The sequence below is a fragment of the Skermanella rosea genome, from assembly GCF_016806835.2.
Lineage (GTDB): Bacteria > Pseudomonadota > Alphaproteobacteria > Azospirillales > Azospirillaceae > Skermanella > Skermanella rosea.
The window spans coordinates 403,275-416,538 of sequence record NZ_CP086112.1 but is presented as its reverse complement, the minus strand read 5'-3'; the positions used below and the strand labels follow the sequence as shown (position 1 = coordinate 416,538).

Sequence of the window (13,264 nt, the reverse complement as noted above, 5' to 3'; positions counted from 1 at the left end):
CACTATGTCATGCAGTTCGCGCACACGATCAAGGTTCTAATGTACGACACCACCGGCTTTCTGCTGATGCAGAAACGCCTGACCGAGGGAAAGTTCATCTGGCCAAGCCCGGCGGATGGCGTGGTGACGATCAGCCGTGCCCAGATGTCGCTGCTCGTTGACGGTCTGGACTGGCGATCAGCCAAGACAAAACCCATCGCGAAGCCCCTGCTTATCGTCTGAACAGAAGCCTGCATTACTTCTATGTTACTGCTTCTGCTGCGGTTTACGACGAGGGACGGCGCGGATACTTTCTTTACATGGATGATGCCCGGCACGACAGCAATCCTGCGAACCCGAAGGATGATCCGCTCGAGCGGATCGCCGTGCTGGAACGTCGGGTTGCGGTGCTGACGCGCGAGAACGAACGACTGGAGACGTTCCTGGCGGTTCTGCGCCACAGGATCTTCGGCCGTTCCTCGGAGAAGATGAGCCCGGATCAGTTCAGCCTGCTCGACACGGCAGCACCTGCCCCGGCCGATCCCGGCGAGGCGGAACCCTCGGGCGAGGACACGACCGGACGGCACCGCCGCAGCCGCGGGGGTCGGCGTCCTCTGCCCGACAGTCTGCCGCGGGTGACCCGCGAGATCCTGCCCGCCAGCACGCAGTGCCCGTGCTGCAGCCGGGAGATGGCCCGGATCGGCCAGGACGAGAGCAAACAGCTCCACCTCGTGCCGGCCCATGCCGAGGTTCACGTCACGGTCCGGCCCAAGTTCGCCTGCAGGACCTGCGGTGAACTGGCCCAGGCTCCGGCTCCTGACGACCGGCCGATCGAGCGCGGCCTGCCCACCGCCGGCACCATCGCCCAGGTCGTCATCGCCAAGTACCTCAACCACATGCCGCTGCACCGGCAGGCGGCGCACTACGCCCGGTTCGGCGCGCTGCTCGCCACCACCACCCTGTACGGCTGGGTCGAAGCGGCCGCGCGCGATCTGGCGCCGATTGCCGACCGCCTGCTCGAACTGCTGATCCGGCGGACCAAGATCCATGCCGACGACACGCCGGTGACCGTTCTCAATCCGGGCCGTTCCGGCACTCACGACGGCCGCTTCTGGGTCTATGCCGACGACACCCGGCCGCGCGGCGGCAGCGAACCCTCGATCGCGGTGTTCCGCTTCTCCGCCGGACGGGCCGGCAAGCATCCGGGCCAGCACTTGGCGGGCTTCACCGGCACCCTGCAGGCCGATGCCTTCTCCGGCTTCGATCACCTGTACCGGGGTGGTGCCATGGTCGAGGCCGGCTGCCTCGGCCACGCCCGGCGCAAGCTGGTCGATCTGGTGCGCGCCAAGGGCTCGCCGGTTGCCGGCGAGGGCGTGAAGCAGATTGCCGCGCTGTACCGCATCGAGCGGCGAATCTACGGGCTGCCGCCCGCGGAACGCCTGGCGGTGCGCCGGAGCGAGGCGGTGCCGCTGCTCGATGTCCTGCGGGCCTGGCTGACCGAGCGGCTGAGCCAGGTGGCGCCGCGCAGCGAACTGGCCAAGGCACTCGGCTACATGAACGCACAGTGGGATGCCTTGGCGCGCTACGCCGCCGATGGCACGCTGGAAATCGATAATCTGACGGCCGAGCGGGCGTTGCGCGGCATAGCCATCGGCAGGAAAAACTGGAACGTGATCGGCTCGGATGCCGCCGGCAAAGTCGCCGCCGTGATCTACAGCCTGGTGGAAACCTGCCGGTTGAACGGGATCAACCCGGAAGCCTACCTGACCGACGTCATCGGCCGGATCGGACGGACCAAGATCCAGGCGCTCGATACCTTGCTGCCGTTCAACTGGCGACCGCCCGACGCCAGCAGTTCCGCCGATCCAGGCCGCATGAACATCGCTCCTCACACTGCCGCCGCCGCCTGATCCGGCCGCGCCGAGGTCTCTCCCATCGGCAAATCCTCCCGCTGCCCACCATCGGGAATCTGCGCGCGTGATGGCGCTCGAGTAGGTGCCTTCGTCGCTGGTTTACCGTGATGCCGGGACCTGCCGGCCGGTTCCTCACAGGAGCTGGTCGGTCCGCCTCGGGTCCGGCCACGCGACTGCGATCAGCACCGGGCGGTCGTGGGCGGCGGTGCTGTCCGGCTCCGGGGCGAGCGGCACGGCGACGGCCTTGAGCATGCCGTCGCGCTCGGCGGCGCGGGGGCCGGGCGGGATCGGGCCGGAGGCCGCCGCCTGCGCCGCTGATGCGTTGAGGGGGCGTTCGGGAAGGTCCAGCGTGAAGCGCTCCGCCACCGCCAGCGCGTCGCTCCAGGCGTATAAGTAGCCGCCTCCGGCCAGCGCCCTGTCGCGGCAGGCCCGCGTCAGAAGATCGAAACCCGCTTCCGGCAGCCGCTCCCATTCCTCGTAGATGTCGCTTTCGCGGTCGGCGACGACCGTGACGTGCCGGGCCGTATCGAGATAGTGCTTGGCTGTCTGCGCGCCCTCCAGCCAGCGCATCGATTCCTTGCTCTCGATCGGCAGAGCCCGACGGTGCTTGGCCGCGGTTTCATGACGGGCGTAGACCTGCGCTCCGACAAGTCCCAGACAAGCTCCGCTTTCGGCCTCGACCGCCAGCACCGGATGGACGAACAGCCCGGCGTCCCGGCCATTGCCCACGGTGCCCAGGCCCCGCGTTCGTCCGGCATGGGCCTGATAGTTCAATTCGCTGGTGTCCTGGATGGCCAGAACATGCAGGCCGACGACGCGCGCCCGCATCTGCTCGCCGATCGTGCATTCCATTTCCACCAGTCTTACCTTGGCATTGTTCAGCCAACGCCCGAAGCGAGCCTCTTCGATCCGGTCGTTCGACAAACGCCGAATGCGGACGGTCGAGCGCTCGACCATCCTTTGCAGCAGTTGCCGCCCCCTTTTTTCAGCCGTTCATCGTTGAAACGGCCGACGATATCAACCTGAATGTCCATTCGTGACGCCCTCCGCCTGAGAACGTCACGAACAGAATCACATCCCCGCCAAACTACGCAACTACAGCGACAAACCCGAGTCAACCTGCCGCACCTAAAAAGATCTGTTGATAGATTAGCCCAAGGGGGAGAGGGGTTTGGTTGGTTTTCGTGACGCGCGGCGTCGAAGCCCGGGTTCAAGGGGGCGGGGCGACGTGGAGTGACTCGGTCGGCCCCCGCCGCCGGCACCCCTCCCCTCATCCCGGCGCGGTGCCGCCCAGTTCGTTGGTCACCGCGGCGGCGGCCTGCCGCACCAATCCGCCCAGCGAGGCCACGCGGTCGTCGGTCACGCGGGCCTTCGGGCCGGAGACCGACAGGGCGCCGATCGGCTGGCTGCGCTCGTCATAGATGGTCGCGGCGACGCAGCGCAGGCCGATCGCGTGTTCCTCGTTGTCCACCGCATAGGCGCGGGTGCGGACCTGTTCCAGGTCGGCTTCCAGGGCTTCCAGCGTGGTCAGGGTCGCGGCGGTGAAGCGGGGAAGGCCGCGCTGTTCCATCAGGTTGCGGACATAGTGCGGCGCCATGCGGGCCAGCAGCGCCTTGCCGGCGGCGGAGCAGTGCAGCGGCAGGCGGGAGCCGGGCGGGGCCAGGGCGCGCATCATCTGGTGGCATTCGACCTGGGCCAGATAGACCACCTCGTGGTTCTCGATGATCGCCAGGTTCACCGTCTCGCTCGCCTGGTCCATCAGCTGGCGCATGCGCGGGCGGGCGAGGTCCACGACGTTGCGGGTCTTCAGGAAGCCGCTGCCGCTGATGAAGGCCTGCACGCCGACATACCAGCTCCGGGTGGCGCCGTCGAAGCGGACATAGCGTTCCTGCTGGAGCGTGGTCAGCAGGCGGTGGGCGGTCGAGGGGGACAGGTCGGCGGCGCGGGCCAGCTCGGTCAGCGACATCGGGCCGTCGGCCTCGCCCAGGATCGTCATGATGTGGAGCGCGCGGACCAGGGACTGGACCGTCTGGGATCGGGGGTCGGCCGCCGTCGCGGACGCCGCCTTGGAGGGGGTCGGCGGTTCGGAACGTATCAATGTCTCTTCCTGGCTTCCCATCACCTGACCCACGTTGCCGAATGGAGTTCGTTCTCGTTCTCTTTCTTGGACCGGACGGTCTGTCTTCGTCTTGGCCGGGGGTGGCCCGGCGGTGTCCTCCGCTGCCTTCACCGTTGGGGCCGGGGCCGGGTTTCTCCCCTGTCGTCATAGCCGGGCTTGACCCGGCTATCTCTTCCGTTGCTGCCGCGGGTTCGGCCTGGGGGAGATGACCGGGTCAAGCCCGGTCATGACGTTCCAGGGCGGCTGGGGCTGCCGGTGCGGCCGGGGCGGCCGGGGCGGTTGGAGGGTTCGGGGCGGCGGGAGTGGTGGTGACCGCCCCGCTCCCCTACTCCGCCGCCTGGGCGGCTTCCCTCAGCGGTTCGACCCGGGCCGCGCAGTACTTGAACTCCGGGATCTTGCCGAAGGGGTCGAGCTGCGGGTTGGTCAGCACGTTGGCGGCGGCCTCGGCGTAGCAGAACGGCATGAAGATCAGGCCGGTCGGCACCGCATAGTCGGCCCGCGCCACCAGTTCCACATGGCCGCGCCGGGTGGAGACGCGCATCCGGTCGCCGCCGTTCAGGCCCAGCCGGCGCAGGTCGGCGGGGGCCATGTAGGCGACGGCTTCCGGCTCCAGGTCGTCCAGCACCTGCGCCCGGCGGGTCATCGCGCCGGTGTGCCAGTGCTCCAGCTGGCGGCCGGTGGTCAGAACCATCGGGTATTCGGCGTCGGGCTCCTCGGCCGGCGGGATGATCGCCGCCGGCACCAGCCGGCCGCGGCCCGTCTCGGTCGGGAAACCGTTGCCGAACACGATCTCGTGGCCCGGCTGGTCCGGCGCATCGCACGGGTACGTGACGGAATGCTCGCGCTCCAGCCGTTCCCACGTGATGTTCGCCAGCGACGGCATGGCCTTGGTCATCTCGGCGAAGATCTCGCTGGGATGGCTGTAGGTCCAGTTGAGGCCAAGCCGGTTGGCGAGCTGGGTGACGATCTCCCAGTCCTCCCGCGCCTCGCCCGGCAGCGGCAGGGCCTTGCGGCCCATCTGCACCTGGCGGTTGGTGTTGGTCGCCGTGCCGTCCTTCTCCGGCCAGGCGGAGGCCGGGAGGACCACGTCGGCGTACTTGGCCGTCTCGGTCAGGAAGATGTCCTGGACCACGAGATGGTCGAGCTTCGCCAGCGCCTCGCGGGCGTGGCCCACGTCCGGGTCGGACATGGCCGGGTTCTCGCCCATGATGTACATGCCGCTGATCTTGTCGTCATGGATCGCGTCCATGATCTCGACCACGGTCAGGCCGCGCTTGCCCGGCAGCTTGGTACCCCACAGGTCCTCGTAGAACTCGCGGATCGCCGGGGTTTCCACCGACTGGTAGTCGGGGAAGACCATGGGGATCAGGCCGGCGTCGGACGCGCCCTGCACGTTGTTCTGGCCGCGCAAGGGATGCAGGCCGGTGCCGGGGCGGCCGATCTGGCCGGTGGTCAGCGCCATCGCGATCAGGCAGCGCACGTTGTCGGTGCCGTGGGTGTGCTGGGACACGCCCATGCCCCAGAAGATGATCGAGGCCTCGGACCGGGCGTAGAGGCGCGCCACCGTGCGCAGCTCGTCGGCCGCGATGCCGCAGATCTCCTCCATCCGCTCGGGCGTGTAGTCCTTGACGTGCTCCTTCAGCTCCTCGAAGTCCTGGGTGTTGGCCTGGACATATTGCTGGTCGTAGAGGTTCTCGGTGATGATGACGTTGAGCATGGCGTTCAGCATCGCCACGTCGCGGCCGGGCTTGAACTGGAGCATGTGGGTGGCGAAGCGCTTCAGCGCCTGGCCGCGCGGGTCCATCACCACCAGCTTGGCGCCCCGCTCCACCGCGTTCTTGAAGAAGGTCGCGGCGACCGGGTGGTTCTCGGTCGGGTTGGCGCCGATCACCACGATCACCTCGGCGTCCTGGGCCGACATGAAGGGCGCCGTCACCGCGCCGGAGCCGATGCCCTCGATCAGCGCCGTCACCGAGGAGGCGTGGCACAGCCGGGTGCAGTGGTCGACGTTGTTGGTGCCGAAGCCGGTGCGGACCAGCTTCTGGAACAGGTAGGCCTCCTCGTTCGAGCCCTTGGCGGAGCCGAAGCCGGCCAGCGCGTCGCCGCCCCGCTCGTCGCGGATATTCGCCAGGCCCTTGGCCGCCACCTCCAGCGCCTCTTCCCAGCTGGCACGGCGGAAATGGGTCAGCGGGTTCTCGGGGTCGATGTCCACGTCATGCTTGGACACGCCCTCGCGGCGGATCAGCGGGACGGTCAGCCGGTCCTCGTGGTGGACATAGTCGAAGCCGAAGCGGCCCTTGACGCAAAGCCTGTTCTGGTTGGACGGGCCGTCGCGGCCGGTCACCGACAGGATCTTGTCGTCCTTGATGTTGTAGGTCAGCTGGCAGCCGACGCCGCAATAGGGGCAGACGCTGTCCACCTTGCGGTCGGGCGCCGCCGAGAAGACGCCGGTCTTGGCGTCCACCTGGGTGGCCGGCATCAGGGCGCCGGTCGGGCAGGCCTGGACGCACTCGCCGCAAGCGACGCAGGTGCTGACGCCCATGGGATCGTCGAAGTCGAAGACGATCTTCTCGGCGTGGCCGCGCATCGCCATGCCGATCACGTCGTTGACCTGGACCTCGCGGCAGGCGCGGACGCACAGGTTGCACTGGATGCAGGCGTCGAGCTGGACCGCCATGGCGGGGTGGCTGAAGTCCTTCTCCGGCGCCGGGTCGCCCAGCGGGAAGCGGCTGTCGGTCACGTCCAGCCTGTCGGCCCACTGCCAGAAGCGGGCGTCGGGGTCGTGCGCCTCCTTCCGGTCGGGCTGGTCGCCGACCAGCAGCTCGAACACCAGCTTGCGGGCCGACTTGGCGCTCTCGCTGGCGGTGTTGACCTTCATGCCGTTCTGCGGCTTGCGGATGCAGCTCGCGGCCAGGACGCGCTCGCCCTCGACCTCGACCATGCAGGCGCGGCAGTTGCCGTCGGGCCGGTAGCCGGGGGCCGGGGTGTAGCACAGGTGCGGGATCTCGGTGCCGCGACGGTTGGCGACCTGCCAGATGGTCTCGCCGGGACGGGCCTCGACCTCTTCGCCGTCGAGGAAAAATCGGATCGCCTCGGTCATGTCAGGTCCTCCGGGAAATGCTTCATGATCTGTTTGATGGGGTTCATGGCGGCCTGGCCCAGGCCGCAGATCGAGGCCGAGGTCATGACCTTCGCCAGCTCGCCCAGCAGCGGCTGGTCCCAGCGGGGACGCTCCAGCAGCTTGACGGCCTTCTCGGTGCCGGCGCGGCAGGGGGTGCACTGGCCGCAGCTCTCGTCCTCGAAGAACTTCATCAGGTTCAGGCCGACCGCCTTCATGTCGTCCTTGTCGGACAGCACGACCACGGCGGCGGAGCCGATGAAGCAGCCGTGCTGCTCAAGGGTGCCGAAGTCCAGCGGGATGTCGCCCATGCTGGCCGGCAGGATGCCGCCGGAGGCGCCGCCGGGCAGATAGCCCTTGAAGGTGTGGCCGTCCTCCATGCCGCCGCAGAACTCGTTTATCAGTTCCGTGATGGTGACGCCGGCGGGGGCCAGCTTGACGCCGGGCTCCTTCACGTGGCCGGAGACGGAGTAGCTGCGCAGGCCCTTGCGGCCGTTGCGGCCGTGGCTCGACCACCATTCCGGCCCCTTCTCCACGATGTCGCGGACCCAGAAGACGGTCTCGATGTTGTTGATCAGCGTCGGCTGGCCGAACAGGCCGACCTGGGACGGGAACGGCGGCTTGTGGCGCGGCAGGCCGCGCTTGCCCTCGATGCTTTCCAGCATCGCCGATTCCTCGCCGCAGATATAGGCGCCGGCGCCGCGCCGCATATGGATCTTCGTGTGACGGCTGAGGCCCGCCTGCTCGACCCGGGCAATCTCGCGGTCCAGGATCTCGCGGCACTGGGGGTATTCGTCGCGCAGATAGATGTAGACGTCGGTCGCCTCCACCGCCCAGGCGCCGATCAGCATCCCTTCCAGGAAGCGGTTGGGGTCGGTCTCCAGGTAGTGGCGATCCTTGAAGGTGCCGGGCTCGCCCTCGTCGCCGTTGATCGCCATCAGGCGTGGGCCGGGTTCGGCGCGGACGAAGCGCCACTTGCGCCCGGTCGGGAAGCCGGCGCCGCCCAGGCCGCGCAGGCTGGAGCCTTCGAGGGTGGTCAGGATCGATTCCAGGTCGCGGGTGCCGTCCAGGCACTGCTCCAGCAGCTTGTAGCCGCCGCCGGCGCGGTAGTCGTCGAACCCGTGATAGTCGGGGATGTGCGGGTGGGTGTGGCCGGCGTCGAGCGCCTGTTTCACGTTCTCCACCGTGGCGTGCTCGTGCAGGGCATGGCCGAGCGCCACCGCGGGGGCGTTGTGGCAGGCGCCCATGCAGGGTGCGCGGACGACGCGGACATTGGGGCCGACGGCGTCCGGCAGGGCTTCGAGCAGCTTGGCGGCACCCTTCAGCTCGCAGGTCAGGCTGTCGCACACCCGGATCGTGAGCGGCGGCGGGGCTTCCTCCCCGTCGAACACGATGTCGAAATGGGCGTAGAAGCTGGCGACCTCGTACACCTCGACCAGGGCCAGCCGCATCTCCTGCGCGAGCGCCACCAGGTGGCGCGCGTGCAGGGCATGGTAGCGGTCCTGAAGGAGGTGCAGGTGCTCGATCAGCAGGTCCGGACGGCGGGGACGGTCGCCAAGCAGGTCCCGGACCTCGGCCAGCGCGATCAGGTCTATCTGGCGCCCCCTCGGTTGCCCACGGGTCTTGCGGCGCCCCGCACCTGGGTGCTTTTGGTTGGGGTGCCCGTTGTTGGGTTCGTTGGGAATGGCCGTGTCCATGGTTTCCTGCCCCTGCTTCTTCGTTCTCTTCTTACCTCGTCCCCGGCAAGGTCCCGGTCAGCGTCCCATGGCCTGGAGCATGGTGCGTCCCAGGCTCGCCGGGCTGTCGGCGACGTGGATTCCGGCCGCTGCCAGGGCCTGTACCTTGAAGTCGGCGGTGTCGTTGCCGCCGGAGATCACCGCGCCGGCATGGCCCATGCGGCGGCCCGGCGGTGCCGTGCGGCCGGCGATGAACCCGACGACCGGCTTCTTCGTGCCGCTGGCCTTGATGAATTCGGCGCCCTTGACCTCGGCGTCGCCGCCGATCTCGCCGATCATGATTATACCCTCGGTCTCGTCGTCTTTCAGGAACAAATCGAGACTATCGACGAAATTCGTGCCGTTGACCGGGTCGCCGCCGATGCCGATGCAGGTGGTCTGGCCTAGGCCGGCCGCGGTCGTCTGCGCCACCGCCTCATATGTAAGCGTTCCCGAGCGGGAAACGATGCCGATCTTGCCGCGGCGGTGGATATGGCCGGGCATGATGCCGATCTTGCATTCGTCCGGCGTGATGATCCCGGGGCAGTTGGGGCCGATCAGCCGGGTCGCGGAGCCGGCCAGCGCCCGCTTCACCTTGACCATGTCGAGGACGGGGATGCCCTCGGTGATGCAGACGACGAGGGCGACCTCGGCGTCGATGGCTTCCAGGATCGCGTCGGCCGCGAAGGGCGGCGGGACGTAGATCACGCTGGCGTTGGCGCCGGTCTCGTTGACCGCGTCGGCGACCGTGTCGAAGACGGGCAGGTCCAGGTGCTTGGTGCCGCCCTTGCCGGGGGTCACGCCGCCGACCATCCGCGTGCCGTAGGCGATGGCCTGCTCGGAGTGGAAGGTCCCCTGCGCGCCGGTGAAGCCCTGGCAGATGACCCGCGTTTCGGAATTGACGAGAACCGACATGTCAGGCGGCCTTTCTCTGGACGGCGTCGACGATCTTCTTGGCCGCGTCGGCAAGATCGTCGGCGGAGAGGATGGGAAGGCCGGATTCGGCGAGGATGCGCTTGCCCATCTCGACGTTGGTGCCTTCGAGGCGGACGACCAGCGGGACATGGAGGGAGACTTCGCGGGCCGCGGCGACGACGCCCTCGGCGATCACGTCGCAGCGCATGATGCCGCCGAAGATGTTGACCAGGATGCCTTCGACGTTCTTGTCCGACAGGATCAGCTTGAACGCGGTGGTCACCCGCTCGCGCGTGGCGCCGCCGCCGACATCCAGGAAGTTGGCCGGCTCGCCGCCGTACAGTTTGATGATGTCCATGGTCGCCATCGCCAGGCCGGCGCCGTTGACCATGCAGCCGATGTTGCCGTCGAGCTTGATATAGTTCAGCTCGTGCTTGGCGGCCTCGCGCTCGGAGGCTTCCTCCTCGTCCGGGTCGCGCAGCTCCTCCACGTCCTTGTGGCGGAACAGGGCGTTGTCGTCGAAGTTCATCTTGGCGTCGAGCGCGATGATGTCGCCCGAGCCGGTCACCACCAGCGGGTTGATCTCGACGATCGAGGCGTCCAGGTCCACGAAGGCCTTGTAGGTCGCCAGGATCAGCTTGACCGCGGCGTTCACCTGCTTGCCTTCCAGGCCCAGGCCGAAGGCCAGCTTGCGGGCGTGAAAGCCGGAGATGCCGGTCGCGGGATCGATCGCGACCTTGATGATCTTTTCGGGGGTGTTGTGGGCGACCTCCTCGATCTCCATCCCGCCCTCGGTGGACGCCATGATGGTGACCCGCGAGGTGGCGCGGTCCAGCAGCAAGCCCAGGTACAGCTCGCGCTTGATGTCGCAGCCTTCCTCGATGTAGAGGCGCTTCACTTCCTTGCCGGCCGGGCCGGTCTGCTTGGTCACCAGGACCTGGTTCAGCATTTCCCGGGCGTTGGACGAGACGTCCTGGACCGACTTGACGACGCGGACGCCGCCCTTTCCTTCCGGGTTGTTCTGGAAACGGCCGGCGCCGCGGCCGCCGGCGTGGATCTGGGACTTCACGACCCAGACCGGGCCGCCCAGCTCGTTCGCGACCTTCTCGGCCTCCTCCGGCGTGAAGGCGACGCCGCCGCGCGGCACCACGACGCCGTAGCGCTTGAGCAGGGCCTTGGCCTGGTACTCATGGATGTTCATTACGGCCCTCCCTGGGCATTTATTCTTGTCCCGTACCGGGGGAGCGGGCGGAAACCCGCTCCCACGATGCGGAAAGTTTGAAGTCTTACAGCAAGCCGGCGGCGCGTGCCCACTTATACTTTGCGCCTAGCACCGCGACCGGGGTCTCGGTCGAGTAGGGGTATGCCACGATGCCGTGCTGGTACAGGTAGTCCGCGGCCTCCTCGACCTGGACGTCGCCGGCCAGGGACGCCACCACCGGCTTGTCGATGCCTTTGTCGCGCATTTCCTGAACGACCTCGGTGATCACCTTCGCGAACACCATCGGCGGGGTGATGATGGTGTGCCAGTAGCCCAGGATGAGGGCGTGGATGCGCTCGTCCTCCAGGCCCAGCCGGACCGTGTTCTGGTAGGTGGTCGGCGGCTCGCCGCCGGTGATGTCCACCGGGTTGCCGGCGGCGCCGAACGGCGGGATGAACTTGCGGAACGCCGCGTCCAGGTCCGACGGCATGGTCATCAGGTTCAGCCCGTTGTCCACGCAGGCGTCGGACAGCAGCACGCCCGAACCGCCGGCGCCGGTGATGATCACCACGTTCTCGCCCTTGGGCGTCGGCAGGACCGGCACGCCGCGGGCGAACTGGAGGAGATCCTGCAGCGACCGGGCGCGGATCACGCCGCTCTGCTTCAGCACGTCCTCGTAGATCTTGTCGTTGCCGGCGAGCGCGCCCGTGTGGGAGCTGGCGGCGCGGGCGCCCATGGAGGTGCGGCCGGCCTTGAGCACGACGACGGGCTTCTTCTTGGAGACGCGCTTGGCGGCTTCGGAGAAGGCGCGGCCGTCCTTCAGGTCCTCCAGGTGCATGGCGACGATCTGGGTGTTGTCGTCATGCTCGAAGAAGGTCAGCAGGTCGTCCTCGTCGATGTCCGACTTGTTTCCAAGGCCGACGATCGCGGAAACGCCCATCTTGGTCGAGCGGCTGAAGCCGATGATCGCCATGCCGATGCCGCCGGACTGGGACGACAGCGCCGCCTTGCCCTTGACGTCGAACGGGGTGCAGAAGGTCGCGCACAGGTTCAGCGGGGTGTAGTAGAAGCCGTAGATGTTCGGCCCCATCAGGCGGATGTCGTATTTCCGCGAGATCGCGACCAGCTCGTCCTGGCCTTCCACGTTGCCGGTCTCGGCGAAGCCCGACGGGATCAGGATGGCGCCGGCGATGCCCTTCTCGCCGACCTCGGTCAGGGCCTGGGCCACGAACTTGGCCGGGATCGCGAAGACGGCGATGTCGACGTTGCCGGGGATGTCCTTGACGCTCTTGTACGCCTTGTAGCCCAGGACCTCGTCCAGCTTGGGGTGGACCGGGTAGATGTCGCCCTTGTAGCCGCCGTTGATGAGGTTCTTCATCACGGAGTTGCCGATCTTGCCGTCCTCGGTCGAGGCGCCGATCACGGCCACCGCACCCGGCTTCATGATGCGGTTCATCTTGTTGAGGATCTGCTCCTCGTTCGGCCGGTAGCGCTGGACCTTCGCCTCGAAGTCGAGCACCACGCGGACGTCGGCGGCGGTGGCGCCGTCGGCCCGGGCGAACACCGGGTTCAGGTCCAACTCGACGATCTCGGGGACCTCGTCCACCAGGCGGGAGACGTTGACCAGGATGGTCGCCAGCGCCTCGCGGTCCACCGGCTCGGAGCCGCGGACGCCCTTCAGCATCTCGGCGGCCTGGATGCCGTCGAGCATGGAGAGCGCGTCGTCGCGGGTGATCGGGGCCAGGCGGAAGGTGATGTCCTTCAGCACCTCGACCAGGATGCCGCCCAGGCCGAAGGCGACCAGCTTGCCGAAGCTGGGGTCGGTCACGGCGCCGATGATGACTTCCTGGCCGCCCTTCAGCATCTGCTGGACCTGGATGCCGTGGATGTCGGCCTTGGCGTCATAGGCCTTGGCGTTGTCGATGATCTTCTGGAAGCCGGCGCGGGCCTCGTCGGCGTTCTTGACGCCGACCAGCACGCCGCCGGCCTCGGTCTTGTGCAGGATCTGCGGGGAGACGATCTTGAGCACGACGGGGAAGCCCATGCCTTCCGCGAGGCGGGCGGCGTCGTCGGCGGTCTTGGCGAGGCCTTCCTGCGGCACGGGGATGCCGTAGACGTCGCACAGCTCCTTGGCTTCGGGAGCGGTCAGGCTGTCGCGGCCCTCGGACTTGGCCTTGGCGAGCAGGCGGCTGACGACTTCCTTGGCATTGCCTTTGTCGATTACTGCAGTCATTGGGGTTTCCTCTCTGATACTCGCTGGAGTTTCCCGCTTGTTGCAGGCCGTGGAGGGGCTTTCGCGGAACC

9 protein-coding genes are annotated in these 13,264 nt (G+C 67.8%); 2 read left to right on the top strand and 7 right to left on the bottom strand.

Annotated features, from left to right (window positions below):
- Positions 1 to 9: 9 nt before the first annotated feature.
- Positions 10 to 222, top strand: a complete 213-nt coding sequence (gene tnpB, locus JL101_RS30435; RefSeq protein ID WP_203104558.1) for an IS66 family insertion sequence element accessory protein TnpB — start codon at positions 10 to 12, stop codon at positions 220 to 222.
- A gap of 77 nt (positions 223 to 299) precedes the next feature.
- On the top strand, positions 300 to 1,889 hold the full coding sequence (gene tnpC, locus JL101_RS30430; RefSeq protein ID WP_203104560.1) for an IS66 family transposase: 1,590 nt from the start codon (positions 300 to 302) through the stop codon (positions 1,887 to 1,889).
- Between the two features lie 135 nt (positions 1,890 to 2,024).
- Here tnpC and JL101_RS30425 read toward each other — a convergent pair whose 3' ends face one another.
- The 7 genes from JL101_RS30425 to JL101_RS30395 form a co-directional block, all read right to left on the bottom strand.
- Positions 2,025 to 2,849: a hypothetical protein gene (locus JL101_RS30425; protein WP_228435555.1), complete on the bottom strand. Its 825-nt coding sequence runs from the start codon at positions 2,847 to 2,849 to the stop codon at positions 2,025 to 2,027.
- A gap of 313 nt (positions 2,850 to 3,162) precedes the next feature.
- The gene (locus tag JL101_RS30420) at positions 3,163 to 3,990 is read right to left on the bottom strand and encodes an IclR family transcriptional regulator domain-containing protein (RefSeq protein WP_228435554.1); all 828 of its coding nucleotides are present in this window, start codon (positions 3,988 to 3,990) and stop codon (positions 3,163 to 3,165) included.
- A 346-nt stretch (positions 3,991 to 4,336) separates the two neighbouring features.
- The gene (gene fdhF, locus JL101_RS30415; protein WP_203104295.1) at positions 4,337 to 7,111 is read right to left on the bottom strand and encodes a formate dehydrogenase subunit alpha; all 2,775 of its coding nucleotides are present in this window, start codon (positions 7,109 to 7,111) and stop codon (positions 4,337 to 4,339) included.
- Positions 7,108 to 8,826 (bottom strand): NAD(P)H-dependent oxidoreductase subunit E, encoded by a 1,719-nt coding sequence (locus JL101_RS30410; RefSeq protein ID WP_203104292.1) that lies wholly within the window; start codon positions 8,824 to 8,826, stop codon positions 7,108 to 7,110. The genes fdhF and JL101_RS30410 overlap by 4 nt, the downstream gene beginning before the upstream one ends.
- Positions 8,827 to 8,883: 57 nt before the next feature.
- Entirely contained in the window at positions 8,884 to 9,759 is an 876-nt protein-coding gene (gene sucD / locus JL101_RS30405; protein ID WP_203104290.1) for a succinate--CoA ligase subunit alpha, read from the bottom strand.
- Position 9,760: 1 nt separating this feature from the next.
- Positions 9,761 to 10,960: an ADP-forming succinate--CoA ligase subunit beta gene (gene sucC / locus JL101_RS30400; RefSeq protein ID WP_203104287.1), complete on the bottom strand. Its 1,200-nt coding sequence runs from the start codon at positions 10,958 to 10,960 to the stop codon at positions 9,761 to 9,763.
- A gap of 85 nt (positions 10,961 to 11,045) precedes the next feature.
- A complete protein-coding gene (locus tag JL101_RS30395) occupies positions 11,046 to 13,193 on the bottom strand; it encodes an acetate--CoA ligase family protein (protein ID WP_203104284.1) in 2,148 nt (715 codons plus the stop codon).
- Between the last annotated feature and the right edge of the window lie 71 nt (positions 13,194 to 13,264).